The 22,470-nt window shown below is 60.9% G+C and carries 18 protein-coding genes and 2 pseudogenes; 15 read left to right on the forward strand and 5 right to left on the reverse strand.

All coding sequences use genetic code 11. The features are described from left to right. Positions 1 to 20: 20 nt before the first annotated feature. Positions 21 to 1,229 carry an MFS transporter gene (locus AC066Y_RS10320; RefSeq protein ID WP_478273786.1) on the reverse strand — a complete coding sequence of 403 codons (1,209 nt, stop codon included), beginning with the start codon at positions 1,227 to 1,229 and terminating at the stop codon, positions 21 to 23. Here AC066Y_RS10320 and AC066Y_RS10325 point away from each other — a divergent pair. The 4 genes from AC066Y_RS10325 to AC066Y_RS10340 are packed head-to-tail and all read left to right on the forward strand — an operon-like array spanning position 1,228 to position 5,677. Then, positions 1,228 to 1,587 carry a hypothetical protein gene (locus tag AC066Y_RS10325; RefSeq protein WP_478273787.1) on the forward strand — a complete coding sequence of 120 codons (360 nt, stop codon included), beginning with the start codon at positions 1,228 to 1,230 and terminating at the stop codon, positions 1,585 to 1,587. The genes AC066Y_RS10320 and AC066Y_RS10325 overlap by 2 nt on opposite strands. 30 nt (positions 1,588 to 1,617) lie before the next feature. Beyond that, positions 1,618 to 2,958: a c-type cytochrome gene (locus AC066Y_RS10330; RefSeq protein WP_478273788.1), complete on the forward strand. Its 1,341-nt coding sequence runs from the start codon at positions 1,618 to 1,620 to the stop codon at positions 2,956 to 2,958. Between the two features lie 5 nt (positions 2,959 to 2,963). After that, positions 2,964 to 3,452, forward strand: coding sequence for a (2Fe-2S)-binding protein (locus AC066Y_RS10335; protein WP_478273789.1), 489 nt, complete (start codon positions 2,964 to 2,966; stop codon positions 3,450 to 3,452). Then, complete coding sequence (locus AC066Y_RS10340; protein WP_478273790.1) at positions 3,449 to 5,677, forward strand: xanthine dehydrogenase family protein molybdopterin-binding subunit; 2,229 nt, start codon at positions 3,449 to 3,451, stop codon at positions 5,675 to 5,677. The genes AC066Y_RS10335 and AC066Y_RS10340 overlap by 4 nt, the downstream gene beginning before the upstream one ends. Before the next feature lie 102 nt (positions 5,678 to 5,779). Here AC066Y_RS10340 and AC066Y_RS10345 read toward each other — a convergent pair whose 3' ends face one another. Further along, positions 5,780 to 6,451: a TetR/AcrR family transcriptional regulator gene (locus AC066Y_RS10345; protein ID WP_478273985.1), complete on the reverse strand. Its 672-nt coding sequence runs from the start codon at positions 6,449 to 6,451 to the stop codon at positions 5,780 to 5,782. A 262-nt stretch (positions 6,452 to 6,713) separates the two neighbouring features. On the opposite strand from AC066Y_RS10345, the pseudogene AC066Y_RS10350 reads away from it, so the two are divergent. From AC066Y_RS10350 to AC066Y_RS10360, 3 genes and pseudogenes are all read left to right on the forward strand, one after another. Further along, positions 6,714 to 7,899 (forward strand): annotated as a pseudogene (locus AC066Y_RS10350) (FAD binding domain-containing protein). Positions 7,900 to 7,918: 19 nt separating this feature from the next. Beyond that, a complete protein-coding gene (locus AC066Y_RS10355) occupies positions 7,919 to 9,007 on the forward strand; it encodes an ABC transporter substrate-binding protein (RefSeq protein ID WP_478273791.1) in 1,089 nt (362 codons plus the stop codon). Positions 9,008 to 9,345: 338 nt separating this feature from the next. Next, entirely contained in the window at positions 9,346 to 11,049 is a 1,704-nt protein-coding gene (locus tag AC066Y_RS10360) for an amidohydrolase (protein WP_478273792.1), read from the forward strand. A gap of 135 nt (positions 11,050 to 11,184) precedes the next feature. Here the strand turns inward: AC066Y_RS10360 and AC066Y_RS10365 are convergent, their stop codons facing one another. Further along, positions 11,185 to 11,697, reverse strand: a complete 513-nt coding sequence (locus AC066Y_RS10365; RefSeq protein WP_478273793.1) for a TetR/AcrR family transcriptional regulator — start codon at positions 11,695 to 11,697, stop codon at positions 11,185 to 11,187. A 111-nt stretch (positions 11,698 to 11,808) separates the two neighbouring features. Between AC066Y_RS10365 and AC066Y_RS10370 the strand changes: the two genes are divergently transcribed. From AC066Y_RS10370 to AC066Y_RS10385, 4 genes and pseudogenes are all read left to right on the forward strand, one after another. After that, the gene (locus AC066Y_RS10370) at positions 11,809 to 12,045 is read left to right on the forward strand and encodes a DUF2798 domain-containing protein (RefSeq protein ID WP_478273794.1); all 237 of its coding nucleotides are present in this window, start codon (positions 11,809 to 11,811) and stop codon (positions 12,043 to 12,045) included. A 76-nt stretch (positions 12,046 to 12,121) separates the two neighbouring features. Beyond that, a complete protein-coding gene (locus AC066Y_RS10375) occupies positions 12,122 to 13,039 on the forward strand; it encodes an SDR family NAD(P)-dependent oxidoreductase (protein WP_478273795.1) in 918 nt (305 codons plus the stop codon). A gap of 193 nt (positions 13,040 to 13,232) precedes the next feature. After that, a complete protein-coding gene (locus tag AC066Y_RS10380) occupies positions 13,233 to 13,694 on the forward strand; it encodes a hypothetical protein (RefSeq protein WP_456762400.1) in 462 nt (153 codons plus the stop codon). Between the two features lie 214 nt (positions 13,695 to 13,908). Further along, positions 13,909 to 14,568: pseudogene (locus tag AC066Y_RS10385) on the forward strand (DUF932 domain-containing protein); the annotation flags it as partial. Positions 14,569 to 14,951: 383 nt separating this feature from the next. Here AC066Y_RS10385 and AC066Y_RS10390 read toward each other — a convergent pair. Next, complete coding sequence (locus AC066Y_RS10390) at positions 14,952 to 16,148, reverse strand: thiolase C-terminal domain-containing protein (protein WP_478273796.1); 1,197 nt, start codon at positions 16,146 to 16,148, stop codon at positions 14,952 to 14,954. An 11-nt stretch (positions 16,149 to 16,159) separates the two neighbouring features. After that, the gene (locus tag AC066Y_RS10395) at positions 16,160 to 17,719 is read right to left on the reverse strand and encodes a class I adenylate-forming enzyme family protein (protein ID WP_478273797.1); all 1,560 of its coding nucleotides are present in this window, start codon (positions 17,717 to 17,719) and stop codon (positions 16,160 to 16,162) included. 126 nt (positions 17,720 to 17,845) lie between these two features. Between AC066Y_RS10395 and AC066Y_RS10400 the strand changes: the two genes are divergently transcribed. From AC066Y_RS10400 to AC066Y_RS10415, 4 genes are all read left to right on the forward strand, one after another. Next, positions 17,846 to 18,478: a TetR/AcrR family transcriptional regulator gene (locus AC066Y_RS10400; RefSeq protein WP_478273798.1), complete on the forward strand. Its 633-nt coding sequence runs from the start codon at positions 17,846 to 17,848 to the stop codon at positions 18,476 to 18,478. Positions 18,479 to 18,756: 278 nt separating this feature from the next. After that, entirely contained in the window at positions 18,757 to 19,287 is a 531-nt protein-coding gene (locus AC066Y_RS10405; protein ID WP_478273799.1) for a cupin domain-containing protein, read from the forward strand. Continuing rightward, positions 19,284 to 20,285, forward strand: coding sequence for a fumarylacetoacetate hydrolase family protein (locus tag AC066Y_RS10410; RefSeq protein WP_478273800.1), 1,002 nt, complete (start codon positions 19,284 to 19,286; stop codon positions 20,283 to 20,285). Before AC066Y_RS10405 ends, AC066Y_RS10410 begins: the two co-directional genes overlap by 4 nt. A gap of 379 nt (positions 20,286 to 20,664) precedes the next feature. Continuing rightward, positions 20,665 to 22,308 (forward strand): carbohydrate porin, encoded by a 1,644-nt coding sequence (locus AC066Y_RS10415; RefSeq protein ID WP_478273801.1) that lies wholly within the window; start codon positions 20,665 to 20,667, stop codon positions 22,306 to 22,308. Positions 22,309 to 22,470: the final 162 nt, after the last annotated feature.

Raw genomic sequence — 22,470 nt, forward strand, 5'->3', positions numbered from 1 at the left:
CGCCAAATAGTGCCGTCGCCTCAGTGACGTGAGGCCCCATTGGTTCGGGACGAAATCGTGGGTAGCTGCAGGAACAGGCCCGCCATCGCAAGTGCCGCCCCGTAGGCGCAGACGCCTAGCCAAGACAAATGCGCATAGGCCCAGCTTGCCCCGAGGGATCCGAGCGATCCGCCGATGAACATTGCCGTCATGAAGACGGTGTTCAGCCGGCTGCGAGCCTCCGGGCGGAGCGCGAAAATCAGGTGCTGATTTGAAACGAGGGCTGCGTTCACGCCCATGTCGAGCAACACTACCCCGACGACCAATCCTGCGACAGCGTTCCAGCCCGCGAACACGACCCATGAGGAAAGCGAGATCGCGGCAGCGATCGCAATCACCATGTGAGGACCCCGCTTGTCGGCTACCCGACCGGCGAGAGGCGCAGCGAGGATGCCTGACGCTCCGATGACGCCGAAAAGGCCGGCGATCTCCGGTCCGAGTCCGAATGTGGGTTCTTGAAGATGGAGAGACAGGACGGTCCAGAAGGCGATGAACGAGGCAAACAGCATCGCTTGCGTTGCGGCGGCCAACCGCAGCGCCGGCTCCTCGACAAGCAGGTGGATGAGCGAACGCAACGCGGCAGCGTACCCGATCCTTTGCGTCGCATGGTGACGCGGCAGGATCGAACGAACCAGCGCGGCGGCGCCGAGCGCCAAGGGCGCACCGAGCCAGAACATCTCGCGCCATCCGAAGTGCGAACCGACGAAACCGGCTATCGTGCGGCTGAGGAGAATGCCGCCCAGGATTCCGCTGACGACAGTTCCGACGGCGGCGCCTCTGGTCCGGTCATCGGCAAGCGTCGCGGCGAACGGGACGATCTGTTGGGCGACGGTGGCCGCCACGCCCAGCATAAGCGACGCTGTGATCAATGCGGGCGTCGACGGAGCGACCGCGGCGAAGGCGAGAGCCGCCGCCAGAACAACGAATTGCGCGGTGATGAGGCGACGCCTTTCGACAAGGTCCCCCAAGGGCACGAGGAAAAGCAGGCCGGCGGCGTAGCCGAATTGTGTGGCCGTGGGGATGAGGCCGATTGCCGAGGAGTTCGGATAGTTCGCCTCGATCAGGCCGAGCAGAGGCTGATTGTAGTAGATGTTTGCGACCGCAATCCCGGCGCAAACCGCCATTGCGAACGTGCGCGCACGGGTGAGTTCGGGCGCCTGCTGGTCCGTCGCGATCGTTGATGTCGACATGGCTGCAATCCTTCGTTCGTCGGCGCGCCGTCCTGGTTCGGCGTGCCGGCTCTTGATCTCGGACAGATCGCCAGTTAATTATCAATCGATAAATAGCAAGGGATCGTCAAAAATGGATGGCTCCTATGTGCCGATGGCTGCGTCGGCATGTTTAGCGACGGTGTTGGAGATCGCCGTGATCGCCGCCCTGGCCGCATGCTTGCTTTGGGAGAGGAGAGTTTTCGTTCGATCCTTATGCTGCGGACGCGCGGCCGTATTGGACTCGGTGCGCACGCTTTGGATTGGTTCGTCGAGCCGTGATCGGGAGATTGTGCAAGTCGCGCATGAAGCTGAAAAGATCGCGACCGGGCTAGCCTGATATGGCGTTCGCACCCACGAGGGAAGGGCGATGAAGCTCAGGTCTGTTCTGCTCGCATTGCTTGCTATCGCGGCGATTGGCGCGACGGCGGCAGTTCTTTATGCTTGGGAAACGCCGATGCCTCTCGTCGATCCGCGGTCGCTCGGCGAGCCGGATCGTGCCGTGGTGCGTCGCGGAGCGAACCTTGCTCTGCTCGGAGATTGTGCCACGTGTCATACTGCCACCGGCGGGGTCCCATACGCTGGGGGGCTTGCGATGCCGACGCCCTTCGGAACGATCTACTCCACCAACATCACACCCGATCCGGAAACGGGCATCGGAGGATGGTCGGAGCAGGCGTTCATTCGCGCTCTGCGCTCCGGCGTGGATCGCGAAGGCCGCCACCTTTATCCTGCCTTTCCGTACGATCATTTCACGCGCGTGTCGAATGACGATGCGAAGGCGCTGTACGCCTTCTTCATGTCGATCGATCCGGTCAAGTCGTCGGCGCCACCGAACGAACTTCCGTTTCCTCTCAACGTCCGCCTGACGCTGGCCGGCTGGAAACTTCTCTTCCTGCGTCAGGTGCGCTTCGTCGCTGACCCCTCGAAGGACGAGAAATGGAATAGGGGAAAGTATCTGGTCGACGGGCTCGGGCATTGTGGTGCCTGTCATTCTCCCCGCAATCTGTTGGGTGCGGAAAAGACATCGGCCAGTTTCAAAGGAGGCGAAGCCGAAGGTTGGCGCGCCTATGCGCTTGGTCGAAGCTCGCAATCGCCCGTTTTATGGGATGAGGCTGCCCTCACAGAATATCTCGCGCAAGGCTCACACCCGCTGCACGGGACCGCGCAGGGGCCTATGGCGAATGTGGTCGACAACCTGTCTCAGGTCGATCCCGCGGACGTCGCAGCGATAGCACACTATCTTGCCTCTCTCGACCAAGGCGAAGGAAAGCAGGATGTGGAGACAGTCCCTTCTGGTCCGGGCCGCCTGCCGCAGGCCGCCGGCGCTCAGGCGGCGACGCCCTCTATCCCATCCGAGCCGGGCGGTGCGATCTACGCCGCCGTCTGCGCGTCGTGCCACGAAGGCGACAGACCCTTGCCGTTAGGTGGCTCGAGACTCGAACTCTCCACCGCAGTTGCGGACGAGACACCTGCCAATCTGATTAATTTGGTGGTGCAGGGAATACCAGCCGCCGCCGGCGCTTCCGCGCGTCCGATCATGCCCGGTTTCGGCGCCGTCCTTGGCGACCGGCAGATCTCGGATCTCGCCGACTATCTGCGTCGCCGGTTTGCCGGAAAGCGGCAGTGGAACGGGTTGGCCAAAGCGATCACGGAAGCGAGGGGTGATCGTGAAATCGCACCAGAGAGCAAAGATCAAAAGGTTCGGTGAAGTACATGACAATGCTGACCGTGAACGGCGAGAGGCGATCCATCAAGGCGGACCCGGATACTCCGCTGCTCTACGTTCTCAGGAACGAACTCGGCCTGAATGCCGCAAAGTACGGCTGTGGGCTCGGCCAATGTGGAGCTTGCACCGTCATCGTCGATGGCAAGGCCATCTTCTCCTGCATAACGCCGGTGATGGTGTTGGAGGGACGGACGATCACGACACTCGAAGGACTCGGGAGCGAGGATGCGCCTGGCCCGATGCAGCGTGCGTTCATCGCCGAGCAGGCCGCACAGTGCGGCTACTGTATTCCCGGCATGATGATGCGCGCCCAGGCACTGCTGAATTGCGATCCGCATGCCACCGACGAATCGATCAAAGCGGAACTGCAGCCTCATCTCTGCCGGTGCGGAACGCACATGCGTATCTTGCGTGCGGTTCGACGTGCCGCGGAAGAGATGCGGTCGAACACAGCTGACGCGAGGACGGGACGATGACGCCTGCTGTCTCTCGGCGCAGCGTATTGGCGGGCGCCGGTGCGCTTATCGTCGCCTTCCGGCTTTCTGCGGCGCATGCACAGACCGAAACCGGCACGGGTGGAAAACCCTCGAAGCACGGTTTGCCAGGAAGCCTCGACGACACTCCGAGTATCGACGCCTGGATTCGCGTTGACGCGTCGGGTGCCGCTACGATCCTCACCGGAAAGGCCGAACTTGGACAAGGCCTCAAGACCGCGCTTCTTCAGGTCGCGGCAGAGGAGCTCAAGTTGCCGCTCGATCGGCTATCGCTGATCACGGCCGACACCGCGCGGACGCCCAACGAAGGCTACACGGCCGCCAGCCACTCGATGCAGGACTCCGGCACCGCAATTCGGCATGCGGCGGCGCAGGCGCGCGAGATACTCGTCGATGAGGCCGCCCGCAGGCTCGGGGTGGCCGCCACCTCGCTGCAGGTCCGCGACGGCGAGGTATTCGCCCCTAACCGCGTGCGCTTGGGCTACGGCGAATTGGTTCGCGATCAACTGTTGGCGGTCGACGCGAAGCACACCTCGCGGTTGACCTCGCCGGCAGACTTCACCGTGATGAACCGACCGGTGCCGAGGGTCGATATTCCTGCCAAGGTGACGGGTGGAGCAGCCTACCTCCAAGATCTGCGCCCCGAGGGAATATTGCACGGTCGTGTCGTTCGCCCGCCGAGTTACGGCGCCACGTTGCGGGACTGCGACGTCGCGCGTGCCGAGCGGATGAGCGGGATCGTCAAGGTCGTCCGGGACGGCAACTTCCTCGGCGTGCTTGCGGAACGCGAGTGGGCTGCAGTGCAGGGAATGCGAACGCTCGCGGCCACGACGACATGGATCGAACGAGAGGAACTGCCGGACGCCGCGGACTTGCCGACCGCTCTCATGAATCTGCCTTCGCACGACACGACGATTCACGATACGGGAAATCCGGGCAAGCCGGGAATCCTGGTCGAAGGGACCTTCAGCAGACCCTATCTTACGCACGGCTCGATCGGGCCGTCCTGCGCGATTGCGCAATTTCAGGACGGAAAGCTCACTGTTTGGACCCATACGCAAGGCGTATTTTTCCTTCGCGATGCGATTGCCGGCATGTTGCGGATGCCCGCCGAGAGCGTGCGCTGCATCCATTCAGAAGGCGCTGGCTGCTATGGCCACAACGGAGCGGACGACGCGGCGGCCGACGCGGCGATGCTCGCCCTTGCGATGCCCGGTCGGCCGGTCAGGGTCCAGCTGATGCGCGAGCAAGAGCATGCGTGGGATCCATTCGGGCCGGGCATGGTGGTCAAGCTCAAGGCGACGGTCGGAGCAGACGGCACCATTGCGGACTGGCACCACGAAGTCTGGAGCCAGTCGCATATGATGCGGCCAGGCCCCCCGGGGACGCTGATCGCTGCTCGACTGAAATCCGACGCCTTCCCGCCCGCGCCGCCCGTCGTGCTGGCCCAGCCAGAGGGCGGCGGCGATCGAAATGCAGTTCCGCTCTACGCGATCCCGAACTCAAAGGTGATCAGCCATTTCCTCCCCGACATGCCCTTGCGCGGATCCTCCATGCGCTCTCTGGGTGGATATCTCAACATCCTTTCGATCGAGAGCGTTATCGACGAATTGGCGGTGCGATCGGGTCAGGATCCCGTCGCGTTTCGGCTTCGGCATACCGAAGATCCGCGTGCGCGTGAGGTCATCGAAACTGCGGCATCGCGTTTCGGCTGGGCCGCGCGTGTCAAGCGTTCGCAGAGCGCCGGATTCGGGTTTGGCTTTGCACGCTACAAGAATCTCGAGGCCTGGTGTGCCGTGGCCGTCGAGATCGAGATTCCACGCCAGAGTGGTGTCGTTCGCATTGGTCGCGTCGTTGCGGCGGTGGACACCGGGCAGGTCGTGAACCCGGATGGGATCCGCAACCAGATTGAAGGCGGCATTTTGCAGTCGATCAGCTGGACGCTTTGCGAACAGGTGACGTTCGATCGCACCCGTGTCACATCGGTGGATTGGTCGGCCTATCCGATCATGCGGTTTGACAGCGTTCCCGTCTCGGTTGAAGTCCATCTGATAGATCGTCCGGGCGATGCCTTCTATGGTGTTGCTGAGGCCGCGCAAGGGCCTGCGGGAGCCGCGATTGCCAATGCGATCAGGGATGCGATCGGCGTTCGGATGTATGACCTTCCATTCACCGCGGCCCGCATCAAGAGAGCGATTGCAGTCTAACCGGAAGGATGGTTGGAGATTTGGCGTCGTCGATGTACGGCCCACCAATACAGCCACGGCACCCCAATTGCTCTTCGAAGGCGGCAGACGTGCCTACCGAGCCTAGACTGGTGCTTTCGCCGGCAGAACGGAGCGAACGCCATTCAGGAACGTCGCTATCTTTGCGTCGATGATCGAATTGACATCTGTTTCGAGGGGCATCGAGTAGATGAATTGACGCACTCCGAGATAGAAGATCGCCGCATGCAGGCCCCACACCATCTCGATTTCGAGAACGGTAATCGGGAATTCGCTAATTGAGGGGCGCCCATACTCGAGCCTGATCTCCTCGATCACCTTCTCGAAGGCGCGCTCGCGCAGCATTTTGAGATAGCGAGCATTCAATCCGAGATCCTTCAGGCCCGCGAACATGAACAGGCGGATCCACTCGTAGGTGAGGATGGCTTCGGCGTATTCGCGATAGAAATGGACCAGCCGCGCCTTCAGGGGGACCGAGCGATCAGTGATGACTTTCTCCCAAGCTGGCTTCCAGCGTTCGACGAAAACGTCCTGATAGACCCGCTCGATAAGAGCCTCCTTGCTCGGAAAGTAGCGATAGAGCAGGGGCTGGGTAATGCGCAGTCGCTTTGCGAGTTCGCGGGTCTGCCCCTCGAACCCGTACTCGGCGAAAAACGAGACGGCCTCTCGCGCGATAATGGCTTCCCGCTCGGTCGGGTCCAGCCTCTGCTGTTCTCGGGTCGGCGTTCGGAAACGCGCTCTGCTTGGCTGCTTCACACCTGATTCGTCAGTTTGAGTGTTGTCAGTGACTTCATACACCGATTTGCTGCCGCGGCCGATCAAGACCGCGGCCATCACATTTGTTTATCAAATGATAAATAGCCGTTGACTTGCGTCAATGACAGATCGATAATTGATCAAACGATAAATAGCGCTTTCACAAAGCGCTACACCACCAACAACAGAAGGGAGGCCGCTCTTGAGCGACCATCGTTGGAGGCGCGAGTCGCGGCCGAAAGCGCTCGTGGTTGGAGGGTCCATGGCTGGACTGTTCGCTGCGTTGCTGTTGCGGCGGGAAGGCTGGAACGTCGATGTCTATGAGCGTATCGGCGCCGAACTGGCAGGCCGCGGCGCGGGCATAGTAACCCATCGTGAGTTGTTCGAGGTACTGGGCAGGGCCGGCATAGATACTGAAGCTGCCGCCGTTGGAGTCGTCGTTCCTGGGCGGCGCGTGTTGGACCGGAGCGGCCGTATCGCCGGCGAGCTTGGGCTACGGCAGGTTCTTACTTCGTGGGGACACCTCTACGGTCTTCTGAAGAAAGCGCTCCCGGCCGAACACTATCATCACGGCAAGAACCTCGTGGACGTCGTGGAGCTTGGCGACCACGTGGCGGCGCGTTTCTCCGATGGCTCGAAGGCCTTGGGAGATCTGCTGATCGGCGCGGATGGCATATTTTCGTGCGTCAGGGCACAGCTTGCGGCCAATGTCCGCCCTGCGTACGCGGGACGTCGCCTGGCGTGGCCTCGTCAATGAGCGGGACCTATCGCCCCGGACGCGCGCAGAATTGTGCGATTGGTTCGCCTTCAGCCTCCCTCCCGGGGAGCAAATGCTCGGTTATCCCGTCGCTGGCGCCAATGAAGAGATGGATGTCGGCGAGCGCCGCTTCAATTTTGTTTGGTATCGTCCCGCCGATGCCGACCATGGCTTGGCAGATCTTCTGACGGACGTCGACGGCGTTCGGCACGAATTGTCGATTCCGCCGCCGAGGATTCGATCCGAGGTGATCACCTCGATGCGTCGGGATGCGGAACGATTGCTTGCGCCGCAATTTGCCGAGGTCGTTCGCCGCACATCTCAGCCATTCATCCAGGCCATTCTGGATCTCGAGACGCCACGTATGGCGCTTGGATCCCGAACGGTGATCCTGGGCGACGCTGCGTTCGTGGCCAGACCCCACGTCGGAATGGGAGTGACGAAGGCCGCGGCCGACGCGGCTGCGCTGGCTGATGCGCTGCGCGCGCATCCGGGCGATTTGCCCGCAGCGCTCGCCAAATTCGATTCGATGCGGCTTTCGTTTGGAGCCGCAATCGTCCGTCGTGCCCGCGATCTCGGCGCATACATGCAGGCACAGATCGCCACTGCCGAAGAACGGGCGATGGCGGAGCAGCATCGCAGTCCCGAGGCAGTGGCAGTGATGGCGGAGACCGCCGTCGGCCGATACTGAACTGGTTCTCGGACAGACCATGCCGTATAGTGGGCCGGCGTCGGCCCTGAGCGCCGTCGGCAAGGTGCAGACCCGCTTTTTCCAGATGATCAACGATCGTGGCGGCATCAATGGCCACAAGGTCAAGCTGATCTCCCTCGATGGTGGCTACAGCCCGCCGAAGGCGGTGGAACAGACGCGCAGGCTGATCGAGAATGACGAGGCGGTTGCGATCTTCGGCAGCATGGGAACGGCGCAGAACGCCGCGGTGCAGAAATATCTCAACGCCAAGAAGATCCCTCAGCTGTTCGTGTTCGCGGCCAGCGAGCGCTTTGCCGATCCGAAGACCAGTCCCTATACGATCTCGGGCATGACGCTGTTCAGCACTGAGGCTGCGATCTACGCGCGGTTGGTGGCAGAGCACACGCCCGGTGCGCGCGTCGCCGTGTTGTACCAGAACGACGACTACGGACGCGAATATCTTCGCAGCTTCAAGGCCGAACTGGCCCGGCTCGATCCCAAGGCCGAGATTGTCGCGACGTCGCCTTACGAAGTCACGTCGCCCGCAGTCGATTCGCAGATCGTGGCGCTGGCGAGCACCAACGCCAACGTCTTCCTCAATGCGTCGACCGGAAAATTTACCTCGCAGGCGATCCGCAAAGCGGGCGAGTTCGGCTGGCGCGCGCAGCAGTTCCTGCCGATCGGCAGCAACTTCGTGCCGACGATCCTCAAACCGGCCGGGCTCGACAACGCCAAGGGAGCGATCTCTGCGACGCCGACCAAGTCGGTCGGCGATCCCGAATGGGCCAACGATCCCGCCTATCTGGAGTGGCTGGCTTTCATGAGGAAGTATTATCCCGAGGGCGATATCGAGGATCAGCTCAACTTCACCGGATGGAACGTCGCTGTTCTCATGACCAAGGTCATCGAGGCCTGCGGTAACGATCTGTCCCGGCAGAACATCATGAAGCAGGCCACTGCACTGAAGAACGTGGCGCTGCCGGGCCTGATCCCGGGCATCACCGTCAACACCAGCCCGGATGATTATCGCCTGATCACGTCGCTGCGCCCGCAGCGTTTCGACGGCGAGCGCTGGGTTCCGATGTCCGGTACCACGGCCGCGCAATGAGGGCCGCCGATAGTGTGGCGAAGCGGGGCCGGCCGCTAGCGGCCGTGCCTGAGCTCTCCGGTGGCGCGCCGGAGCACTCGTGAAGCCATTCCTGCCAAGGCTCGTCCTCGACGCGTTCGTGCCAAAGCAGCCGAACCTTGGGCGAGTCATTGGACATCGCGAACGCGGTCCTCTTTCTCGCCTGCAATCCATTCTCGACCGGTTCGATCGTCGTCGTTGATGGGCCGCAACGATCGCGGCGTGAACGACCCTGAATCGGTGGACCGCTTCGCCAGGCGGGGTATTATCGAGAAAAGGGAAGATGTTCGTCTATTGAACACAACGATCGGGAGGTTGGAATGGTCTGCAGGTCGGCGGCGCTCGCGATGCTCGGTACAGGAATTCTATTCGCGGGCGCAGCGCCCGCTGCTGCTCAGCAAGGAGATGTCAGCTCGCCCGATCTCGTCCTCGTCAACGGAAAAGTTCTGACCCTCGACGAACGATCCAGCGTGACCGAGGCGATCGCCGTTCGGGACGGAAAAATTCTCGCGACCGGTAGCAGCGCATCCATCCGGGCACTCGCCGGAGCGCGCACGCAAGTGCTCGACGTGTCCGGCAAGACCGTGATTCCCGGCCTCATCGATACTCACGCTCACTACAAGGCGGCCGGTCTCGCCGACTATGTCGTCAACATGAGCCGCGCGAAGACGGTCGCCGAAGCGCTCGAGGCGATCAAGATGTTCGTGGCCAAGAAGAAGCCGGGCGACTGGATTGTGGGCGGCGCGTGGCATCCGCCGTCGCAACTCGCCGAGAAACGGTATCTAACGAGGCAGGAGATCGACCGCGTCGCCCCGGACAATCCGGTCTATCTGCGGACCGTCGGTCATTTCTCTATGGCGAACACAATGGCCCTGCAAAAGGCAGGGGTCGACAAGACCACCGCGAACCCGAGCGGCGGTTCCTTCGAGCGCGACGCCGCCGGTGAACTGACCGGCGTCCTCGTCGAGACGGCGATCGACCGGGTCGAGAAGGCTGTTCCGCCGTGGACCGAAGACGACGAAATCAGGCAGTTCGCGCTCGCGGAGGGGGCACTGAACAGTTTCGGGATCACGAGCGCGGTCGAAGGCGCCACGGAAGCGCGCGACGTCCGCACAGTGCAGAAGATCGCCGCGTCCGGACAAGCGACGTTGCGGACGGGATTGATGTTCAGACCCGAGCCGCCCGCCGAGCTGACCGCTTGGGAGGCGATCATGTCGGGCAACGGAGCTTCGTCAGGCTTCGGCGACGACTGGGTCAAGTTCGCCGGCATCAAGATCTTCTACGATGGCGGCATGACCCTGAAGACGGCGCTAATGCGCGATGTCTATCCGGACTCGCACGATAACTACCATGGCATCGCCCAGCAAACGCCCGAACGGCTCATGCAACTCGTCTCGATCTGCAATCGCTACGGTTGGCGTGTAGGCGTGCACGTCGTCGGCGATCTCGGTATCGACCAGGTGCTCGATGCTTTCGAAGCTGCCGACAAGGAACGGTCCATCCGGGACCGTCGTTTCGTTCTCATTCACGCGAGTCTGATCAGGCCCGAGCAGATGGAGCGCGCTCGCAAGCTGGGTGTCAGGGTCGATTTCCAGAACGTCTTCATGTGGGATAAGGCCGCGACCGTCGAGCGCTTCCTGGGACGGCCGACCGCCGATCGCGCCGTGCCGACCAAGACCTTGATCGAAAAAATGGGGCTGGACAGCCTCGGCGCCGGAACCGACTTCCCCGTCAACCCGATCAACCCGTTCCTCAACATGTACATCATGGTGACGCGGAAAGATCCCAATGGAAGCGTGTACGGCGCCGCGGAAGCTATCAGTCGCGAACAGGCGCTCCGTCTCTACACGTCGGCAGCTTCGCGCTACACGTTCGACGAAGCACGCAAGGGTACGATACAGCCGGGCAAGCTTGCAGACCTCACGGTCCTTTCCGCGGACTACATGGCCATTCCGGAAGAGCAGATCAAAGACATCAAGGCGGACATCACGCTGGTCGGAGGCAAGCTCGTCTTTCAACGCTGACCCAGAGAGGAGATGAACGCCGAAGCATGCAATGTCGACCTCGCCAGCGTTCGCCGGCGCCGGACGCTTGGGTCGGAGGACGGCAGTGCGGGGAGCGGGCTCTGGCGACGGGGGTGTGTTCCTGAACCGTCGCGCTTATTTACCCTGCCGCGCGATGTCGAGCAGCGTCATGCAGGCCTCGAGACAGGCTGCGGCGATCGTGCGGCCGAGCGGACTCGGCTTCTTGTTCAACAGCCGATGCATTACCACGCCGTGCAGCATCATCATGACCGGATAGGCCACGTGCGCGGCTCTTCTTTCATCGACGCCGGCGCGCACCAGATGGCTGGTGTATCGTGCGATCTCGCTGCCCTGCGCATCCGTTGTGACGCGCTCCATCCAGCCGCGCCCGTAAAGCAATTCATAGTCGCGGGGATGGCTGGTGCCGAACTCAAGATGTCTCACGCAGGCGTCGCGGAAGTCGCGCGATTTCGCGAGGTAGGCTGAGAAGCGCTGAAAGGCGAGCGCGCGCAATGCCGTTAGCAGGGCCTCCCGGTCGGCGTAGTAGCTATAGACCGTCGGCGTCGTCGTGCCCGCTTCGGCCGCCACGCCGCGGATCGTCACGGCCTCCTCGCCACCCGACTGCCAAAGGGCGTCGGCGGCCTTCAAGATTCTGTGAGGTAACTCCGGATCGGCGGTTCGCGGCATCGGCCCTATTGCTTTTACACCGTAAAAGTTATACGTCGTCTAATTAATAGACCCGTTTCCAGGAGCAAGCAAATGGTCCTTCCCCCGAAATTGATCGGACCGGCGATTTCCATGATCACCGGCCTCATCACCTCGACCAGCATGTCGTTCGTCGGTCTTGCCATGAACTACGGCTTTCAGCCCGATTTCGCCGCGCGCTGGCTGCGGGCCGCGGTAACGAGCTATGTCGTGATCGTGCCGATGCTGGTGATCGTCATCCCTCGAATCCAGCGCTTCGTCATGCGGCAGGCCGGAATGCCGCCGCGTTGAGCGGCGGAAGCCGAAGGCTCTGGCGAAAAGCGGGGCCGTCAATCCACTTCTTCGAAACAAGCGAGGAGCCTGAGAAATGGCGACGAAACAGAAGCACGACAGCCCGATTCTCGTGACTGGCGCAGCCGGCACGGTCGGCGGCATCGGTCGCAATCTTACCCGGTTCCTTCTGACCAGAGGGCATAAGGTGCGCGCCTTAGTTCGCCGCGAAGACAAGCGCGCCGAGGCCTTGCGGCAGCTCGGCGCCGAGGTCGTACAGGCCGACCTGACGGATCTCGCCTCGATGCACCGCGCCATCGAAGGTTGTCGGCGCATCTATTTCGGAATGTCTGTCTCGGCGGCATACCTGGAAGCGACGATCAACACCGCCGCGGTCGCTCGCCACCACGGTGTCGAAGCCTTTGTGAATATGTCGCAGATGACGGTCTCGCAGATGAGCATCACCGAGACCACCGACAGCCCGCAGCACAGGCTGCATTGGCTGGCGGAGCAGGCCCTGTCCTGGTCGGGATTGCCGATCATCACAGTGCGGCCGACGGTCTTCCTCGAGGGCTTCTTTCTGATGCTCGCCGCTGCGAGCGTGCGGGCCTCTGACGAGTTGGCGCTTCCGATGGGCGACGGCAGGACCTCGCCAATCTCGGCGGTCGATGTAGCGCGCGCGGTCGCGGCGATCCTCGACGATCCCACGCCGCATATTGGACAGGTCTACGACCTGACCGGGCCGGAATCCGCCGATCTGAACCAACATGCGCGTGCCTTCTCGGAGGCGCTCGGCAGAACCATCCGATATCGCGACGTCCCGCGGGCTGCGTGGAGCGAAGGCCTTCGGCGGGCAGGCTTTCCGGAGCACGTCGTCAACCATCTCTCGGCCATGACCGAGTTGAACAGGCAGGGGCGTTACGACCGCATGACGGACACCATGTACAAGCTCACCGGTGAAGCCCCCGTAAGCACGCGCGATTTCGTGAAGCTCCATGCCGCCGAATTCAAATAGTATGGATCGGCGCTTTGACTCTCGGTATATACCAAAAACGGAATCCGACTGTTGAGGCGCCATGGTCCGCTCTGGATGGAGGCTGTGCAATGGCCCGGCCGCCCGAAACTCCAGCGTCATAAACTGCCCGCGGCCACGCTCTGTCGCCGGTCTTGCGCAAAGCGTATCGGGGCAAGCCGACGCGGGCAGTCGAATGAGACCTATTAGGGAAGGGCAGGCGCTTCTGGCACGCTTCGTTCTGCTGCTCTTTTTGAGCGGCTGTGGAGAAGCGGACCAAATGGCGGGCCAAGCGTGTCGTTCTTTGGATGCTCGCAGTTCGGTACTCAAGGTGTTTTCGGACGATCAAAATAACAAGCTGGTGACCTTCACACTCAAATACTCGAGCTCGCTTGACGCAATGATGAACGCTGCGAAATCGGAAACTGAAAAGTCGGCGATTTTGGAAGGTGCAAAGAAAAGCGCTGTCTACAGCCTGGATGCCACGATACTTGTGAAGTCAGAGGACAAAGCGACGCGAGAAGTCACTTGCATTGGGATACTGTCTGTTTCCGTTTTGGACACGAGCGCAGAAAAAGAAATAGAATTTAGAGTGAAGCAAACGCCCGATGGAAGGCCGCTCGTTTCAGTCAGCCCATTCCTTTTCAAGGTACAATAGTTCTGAGATGCCGGCGGCTGTGTCGCATACAGGGCCAGGAGGCGATCTCACACTCGCCGTTCGCTCACTTTAGCAGTGCGGACCAGCAGAATCGGAGCGACAGCGATTCCCGACGTCGCAGCGAATGGCACAGCCGATCCGCCGAACTTCCAATTTGAGTATTCTCAGAAATCGTCTGGAATGGAGCTTCCGACGGCAGCCCGCATGGCACCTCGACACGCGATGGAAGGTGCCGGGCGTGTTGGATTGGTCGACCATGACCCATAATCCCCTTGTGGACGTGACTAAGGACACGACCACGCTCTATGCCAGCGACCGCGACGTATTTCTGTTTCTGGTCGACGACACGAATCCAATCGAGGCGGGACGCTTGCGTGATGGATCGCCGGACATGTACTTTCGAGGCTTCTACTGCTGGAACAGCGAGGTCGGCAGCAAGAGGCTTGGAATTGCGAGCTTCTACCTCAGAGCCGTCTGCATGAATCGCAATCTCTGGGGCGTGGAGAACTTCGAGGAAATCACGATCCGACATTCAAAATTCGCCGCGCAACGCTTTGCGCATGAAGCGGCGCCCGCGCTGTCAAACTTTGCCAATTCGTCGCCCGCGCCGTTCGTCGCAGGGATCAAGGCTGCCCGGGAGCGGATCGTTGCTCGCACTGACGAAGACCGGGAGAGCTTTCTACGCAGAGCCGGGTTTTCGAGATCCGTAACATCGGAAATCATCAAGACTGTCCTGGGCGAGGAAAATCGCAAGCCGGAAAGTATTTTTGATTTCGTGCAGGGCATTACCGCCATTGCTCGCGGCGAGACGCATCAGGATGCGCGGCTTGAACTGGAAGGCAAGGCAAAGTGGTTGATGGAACGCGCAATCTGACGGCATGAGCTGCGCAATCAGTACCCGGCTGCGCGGCCGTTTCAAGTCAATCCCGTTGCATCGTCGCCGATCCGGCTAGCCGGATCGGTGACGATGACGCGTCTCCGCGTCCGGCGCTCGCCGGGCCCTCCGGCCCGCTCGCGGCTCAAACAGTGTCACACCATTTAGACCGGGGGTCATCTATCAACCGCGGCGCATGTCTCTCTCAACCGTCGACGAAGGGCGCTTGAGGAGATCCGCCGCCCGACACCGCGATCCCTCGCGCCGCGACGCGGTCTGCGTCAATCTCAATGTTTGGAAAACAGAGGAGGCTTATTGTCTCAAGCCTGATGCGCTGAGTTCCGCGATGTCGGCCACGCATGACGATGAGTTAGCTATGCAGCTCACACCTGCGAACAATTTTGCAGGATGTGCACCAAACCGGCGCTGCCCAAGCCGGCGTTTTGTTGCAGTCCGGTGCGAGCACCTTCGACCTGGCGTCGACCGGCGATGCCGCGAAGTTGCCACGTGAGCTCCGCGATCTGGGCTAGTCCTGTAGCCCCGAGCGGATGGCCCTTCGACAACAGGCCGCCGGACGGATTCACGACTATGTCTCCTCCATAGCTGCCACGGCCTTCGAGGATGAATCGCTCAATCTCGCTTTCGGAGCAAAAGCCGAGAGCTGAATACATCAGTGCCTCGTTGCTGGTGAAACAGTCGTGCAGCTCGACGACGTCAATGTCCCCCGGCCCAACCCCGGCATTCTCATAGGCCTTATCTGCAGCGTCTCGACCGAGTGCCCGGAACATAATGTCCAGTGGATCACCTGCAAAATGTTCGCTGCGATCGCTTGTCCATCCAGATCCGATCACGCGCACACTCGCTCGCAACCCGTGCCGCGCTGCGAACCTGGGCCCGCACAGGAGTGCCGCTGCCGCTCCACAGCTCGGCGGGCAAGCGAACAGCTTGCGGAGGCCTCGAAAGAGCAAAGGGCTCGCCAAAACTGCATCTTCCTGCAACGGCGTTCGAAACAACGCGTAGGGGTTGGCTGCGGCGTGACGGCGAGCCTTAACCGCAATCTTGGCCAAGGCTCGATCGCCGACGCCGCAACGTTGCTGCAGCAACTCGATCTGACAACCAAAGAGCTGGATCGCCGGGGGTTTGGCGCGGTCATCGACGGTCAGCTCCATGATTTCCGCCACACGGGCGAGGTGCGGGCCAATTGGATTGGGTCGATCGCCGAATACGATGTCTAACGCGCCGGGAGCCATTTGCTCGAACCCCAGGGCAAGGATGCATGCGTCCGGCTGATTGCGAACCGCATCGACTGCAAGCGCAAATGCGGTCGAGCCGCTGGCACAGTTGTTGTTCACGTTGATGATCGGGATTCCTGTTGCGCCCAGGTGACCGAGCGCGGCTTGGCCAGCGCAACTGTCGCCGTACACGTAACCCGCATAGGCCCGGTGAACATCGGCGTACACGATACCGGCATCGTCCAGTCCGGCGCGCACGGCTCCAGCACCCATAAGATCGTAACTTTGATTTTGACCGGGCTTGGCGAAGGGGATCATACCAACCCCGGCGATCAGGACGTCAGTCATGCTGCTCCACCTCAATTCACTGCACGTGCGTGCCCGTGCCAATAGGCTGCCCTCAGCTCAGTCTTGAGGACCTTCCCAACCGCGCTGCGCGGCAGATCATCGACAGAATCCACGCTCTTGGGCGCCTTGACACCACCGAGGGCTTGTTTGACCAAGGTGATCAGCTCCGCTTCTGTCGCTCTTGCCGCAGGCTTAAGCTGAACCACAGCCTTGACGGCCTCGCCCCACTTGTCGTCGGGGATCCCGATGACCGAGCATTCCTGGACGGCCGGGTGGCTGGCCAGAATCTGCTCGATTTCATTGGGGAAGATGTTGAAGCCCCCCGAAATGATCATGTCCTTCTTGCGGTCGACAATCGTGATGTAGCCATGCTCGTCCATCATCCCGATATCGCCGGTGTGATGCCAGCCAAACCGGCGGATGGAGGCAGTCGACTCCGCGTCCTTGTAGTAACCGGGCGTAACGAGAGGCCCGCGCACACAGATTTCTCCGGGTCTACCGCGGGGCAGTTCTGCTCCGTCGTCGTTGAGAATGGAGACCTTATTCCACACGCCGGGGCGTCCGACGCTATGCAGGCGCTTGAAGTCGATTTCACCTTTGGCGTTGAGATAGTCCCATGGCGCTTTGAGGCAGATCGCGGCCGGACATTCGGCCTGACCGAAGGTTTCGGACAACACCGGTCCGAAGACTCTTAGGGCCTCCTTCAGCTTCTCCAGCGAGGAGGGCGCCGCTGCCACAAGCAGATGACGGAGCGATCTATAGTCGTGCCGGCCAAACTCGGGATGAGCCAGCACCATGTAGAGAACCGTCGGCGGCAGGAAGAGATGGGTGATGCGGTGCTCCTGAATCGCCTCGAGAATGGCACCGGGATCGGCCTTTGCCATGATGACGTTGCATCCACCCCGACTAAAATGAAGACAGCCGAGAATGCCGGCCGAATGCGTCATTGGAGCCACCACAAGATGCCGCGCATCGTCGTAGTAACCGAAGTGGCTCATGAAATTTCTGAACATCGCCGCGATGTTGCCGTGAGTGACCATCACCCCCTTCGGCCGGCCCGTTGTTCCGCCGGTTGGGAAGATCGCGAGCAGGTCATCCGCCGTATATTCGCCGCTGATGACGCCAGTATGGTTCTGGCTCGTCCAAGTCTCGAGCGAGGGACCCAGGACGCTGTCGGCATCGAGGCAGACTGCGCCGCGCAGCTCAGGGGCCTCCGGAAGGATGCGTTGCGCGTCTTCTTCATGAGCCTGGCTGAAGAACAGCAGCTCACCATCGAAGCGCCGCAGCAGGTCAGCGTTAACGGCTGCAGGGTTGCGGGGGTTAAGCGGGAGCCAAATTGCTTCGGCGCGCATCAGTCCGATCAGGGTCACGAACGCGGTGCTGCTATTGGGCGCCAGGATACCTATCTTGGCGCCTTCGCCAAATCCATGCCCTCGAATTGCAGCGGCGATCAGCTGTACGCGACGAGCAGCCTCTCGATAGGTCAGGATTTCGCCGCTGGCGAGATCGTGGAAGGCAACGGCGTCGGGGTAGTAGGCAACGCCCTGATCGAAGTGATCGATGATCCGCATGGGGCCTCGCTTCGAGAATGGTACGATTAGTGATATATTGGTACCAGATCGAGCTTGTCAACTTAGCCCTGGGTCGATCGCGGAATATCGCGCTATATCGGGAGACCACGCTGAGGAGAGACGAAAATGAGCCCAAGTCCGCGCCGGAGCGAGGACCGACAGCACCGGCGCCACGAGAAGATCCTCGATGATCTCGAGGAAATTTTCCTTACCGAGGGCTTTCAGACGCCGACCGTTGCCGATCTGTGCGCGCGACTGCGCTGTTCAAAGCGCTCCCTGTACGAAATTGCCCCCAACAAGCCCGAGCTGTTTTTGGTGGTCTTGCGGCGGCTGCTTGATCGGATTCGCCGACGCGGCATGCGCGCTGCTCTCGAGAATGAAGATCCGCAGACTCGTATCCTTGCTTATCTGCAGCCTGGCGTGAGCGAGAGCTCCCGAGCGACCCAGCAGTTTAATGAGGAATTGCGAGCCTTTGAGCCCGCCCGGCGGATGCTTGAAGAGCATCAACGCGAGCGGGTCGCGGTGCTGCGCGATCTCATTGAAGACGGTATCCGTAAAGGGCATTTCCAGCCGCTGCACGCTCATCTGGCCGCCGAGGTTTATTTCGCCGCGGCGAGACTCATCAATCAACCGGAGGTCCTTGCTGCGGCGGGACTCACCATGAGCGAGGCCTTCGCCGAGCTTCCGGATCTGCTCTTCCAGGGCCTGTTCAAGCGCGACAACGCGGCGCCGCGGTGCGAGACGCCAAGGAAGCGCTAGCTTCGATATATCAAGCCAAAGGCGGCAAATAGAAGCGGCGGGTACCGACTCAACGGCTTCCGAGCGCATCGCGGCCGCACGCCTCTCCGCAAAACTTGCGCGGGCTACTTGACAAGCATAGTGGTACGAAATTAACAATAATCGTACCAAGCGGCCTGGCGCAACAAGCTGGCGCTGATAGGGAGGCGGAATGATGCAAGCCGGACGACGCGTCGTCATTTCGGTCAACTGCGCGGACATCTCCCTTCAGGCGTCTTGCCAACAACAGAGGAGATTGCATGCGACGCTTCATTGTCGGAAATGATCGGGACGGAAGGTCAGATGTGCTGACCATCGACGATCTTTCAACGTTGCCCCAACTTGGCTTCAACGTGTTTGCCCGCGATCTCTGGATCACGCGCGAGACGCCAGCCGACCTTTCTTCCTCGCTGGATCCCACGATTGGGGTACCGATGCGGCACGAGCCGCCGGACGGGGGCACCATTTTCCGCATCGTCCGCATGAGGCCCAACGCGGAGCGGCAGTCAGCCGCGGACGTGGAGGCGATGCATCGCGCAATTCAGAGCGTGCACGTGCCGTCCTCGGAACAACTGGCGACCGCGAAGCACAGCTCGATGCACAAGACCGATACTCTTAACTATTTCATGGTGGCCTCGGGCCGTGTGTGGATGCTGACCGAAGGACAGGATGTTCTTCTCGAAGCCGGCGACGTAGTCGTGCAAAACGGCGGCATGCATGGGTGGCGCAACGATGGCCCTGACGATTGCGTCCTTGTCGGAGTCCTCGTCGACGGAAGGAGCCCAACATGAGGCTTGTCACCTTCAGTGCCCGGGGCACCCAAGCAGTCGGAGCTTTCTTGTCTGATGATCGTATTGTCGACCTGACGGCGCTGACCAAAACAGACCCAGAGGGCCGGTGGTTTCAGTCAATGCAGGACATGATTGAGGCGGGCCCTGAAGCGCTCCGGCTCGCAGAAGATATCGTCAGCGATCCGCCGCGATCGGCCATTGTGCCGTCGGCCGAAGCGCACCTGTTAGCTCCGTTGCCGAAACCGGTTCGCATGCGCGACTGCAACCTCTTTACCGAGCATGTCGAACGGTTCTATGAGCGCAAGCACCAGCTTGAGGTGGAGGCTGCCGCTGGTTCAGAACAGGCCGCAGCGCAACTCGCTGTAGCCAAACGGCTACGGTTTGATCTGCTGCTCAAGCGCCTGACCTATTATACGGTCGATCCCCTGTCCGTGTCAGGCCATGATGAGGACATTCATTGGCCAGCCTATTCAAAGATCGCTGATTTCGAACTGGAATGGGCTGTGGTTATCGGAAATCGCGGCAAGGACATTCCGCTCGAAGCGGCGGCGGACCACATCTTCGGCTACACGATCTTTAACGATTGGAGCGCCCGAGATGAGCAACTGGTCCACATGGAGATGGGGATCGGACCTGCCGGCGGGAAGGATTTCGACGGGGCCAAGACGCTTGGGCCGTGCATCGCCACTCCCGATGAATTTCGTAACTTATCCGACGTGCGGATGATCGCGCGCGTCAACGGCGAGGAATGGACCAATCGGTCCTCGCGGAATATGCGCTTCACGTTTGAACAGGCGATCGTGGAGATGAGCCGCTCGCGCACGATCTACCCTGGCGACATTTTTGCTTCAGGCACGGTTCTCGGGGGCAGCGCAGTCGACCACGGCCGCTCGCTCAAGGACGGAGACGTTGTCGAGCTCGAGGTCGAGGGCATCGGAGTGCTGCGCAACCGCGTGCGAATGTCAGACGGTCAGTCCGATCGTTCGCGGCGCCCCTGAGCGGGGACATGAGGCAGGTGAGGGGAGGCGAAATCGACGGGATTGATCAGCGAGGGAACGGCGAACTCCATGATGGGGCCCCGGGCCCGCGGCACATCGATTTAATGTAGGCACGTCCGCTCGATCTTGCGATCCAGGCGGGCTCCAAAGCACGAGTAGAGCTGCGGTGCGTCGCGATTGCCGGCGAAGCCGCAGGCGCTGTACGGGACGCCGCGACTAATCAGCAAGACAAAACGATCAGCTCTCCGACGGTGATTCCGACGGCGAGGAAGGGTGTTCGTTTGTCTGCTGCGGGGGGAAGGCAACCAGCCTGGTGATATCCGGGCAATGACTGCTTCGAAACGGTTGGAACGAAAAACATCATCAAAGGGAGGAGAAAATGCATCGAAACCACGTCGTCCTCAGCATTCGAGGAGCCCGGACGATTGCCGGAAACGGTTTCCGCCAGCTTCGGAGGAGACTTATTGGCTCGGCCGGCCTTGGCTTGGCATTGCTTGTCATCGGTGAAGCGGCTGCTCGAGCGCAGCCCATCGAGGCAGATGCAAAGCCCGTCGCATCGGTCACCCAAAAGCAAAGGAAGGTTGCAACCGCTCAAAGGATGAGAGGGGCAGACCATGCCGTATCGCGGCAGGACAATGCGCCGATTGCCAAGGGATCCAATCCGAAGCTAGTTGATTCAGCAACGGAACGCGAGCGGTTGAATGAGTTGAACAAGCGCTACGGGGTAAAGGGCTGGAACATCCCATTCCCCTCCTATAGCGATTCTCTTCTGCGTGACGAAGGCGGCTGGCGTTCGGCATTGGCGTCGGCAGGTTTTGGCCTGCAGACCTACAATCTGGCCATCTTTGAATCGAATATGCTGAATACGCCGCGCCAGGTCCCAGGCTACTTTCCGCCCTGCGTCTCACGTTATTCCCAGGTAACCGGCGCATTGTGTGCCGGCAATCAGACCTATTTCGGTCAACGCCCAAGTTACATCAACGAGACCATCGCTTGGCTGACCTACGATCTGAGCCGTTGGGGTGTGCCGGACGGGCAACTGATGGTGGCTGGACAGTACAGCACTGGCAACGATGTTGGATACATTCCCAATGTTCTCCAGCTCTATCAGCTGGCCTGGTATCAGACGCTCCTCGACAAGAGGCTGGAGATCAAGTTCGGCTACGTCACCAACACGACGGAGTTCATCGGGACCTTCGTTGGGTCGAATCTCGCCAATACGTTTGGTCCGAGCGGCTCGATCCCGGTGCAACTGGGCCTATCGATTTTGCCGACCCCAAGCTTCAGAACAACGTGGCACATCACCGACACGATCTACAATCAGGCTGCGGTGCAGCGAAGCCTTCCGATCAACAGTGTCACCGGTAATGTAGTGTTTGACGAAACACTCACGAACCCTTCAGGGTTCAACTGGAACGGGCCAATAGGAACCGGCGAGCTCTTGATCGACGAGTTCGGCTACAAGCGGCCGGCGAGTCCGGGAAATCCACAAGCCTGGCTCCGGTTCGACGTCCTCTACAATAGCTCCACATTCCGTGACTTTTCGCATCTTCCTGCCAATCCGTTTGCAACACACGCGGGCAATTTCGGTGTAACGTTTCTTGCCGACGGACAGCTGTGGCAACAGGATCCGTCGTCACCTCTGACGGCGCACCGCGGCATCTATGCGGGCATGTCGGTCATGTACGCGCCGCCCGAGACGACGGGCATCTCTCAATACTATGAGGGCCGAGCGTATTGGATCGGACCATTGGATAACCACCCAACGGACATACTCTCGGTTGTCATGGCTCGAAACGTCGTAAGCCACTATCTGGCGGACGCCACCAATCAGCTCTCAAGCCTTACCGGAGCCTTTGCTGCTCGAACCTCCAATTCGGTCACGGCGACATACACCGCGCATCTGATGCCCGGGCTCTGGGGGACGATCGGGTTGGGCTACACGGACCATCCAAGTCTCGCGTACTTCAAGACCGAGGGGCCCTCTCTAAACTTTCTCGCTTCTCTGCTCATAAACATGTAGCAGCGCATCTCTAGAGGCCATCGACTGGATCGCGAGATCTCGGGATCCAATCGATGGAGAATGTCGGCACTGTGTGGCCAAGCCGGGGCGGGAACTGTTGAGGCAGTCCTGTCGTGGAGTCGAGTGAGCGCGATCTCTTAGCGGCCGGCGTTGCCCGGTAGC

This window comes from Bradyrhizobium sp. USDA3010 (assembly GCF_056429065.1).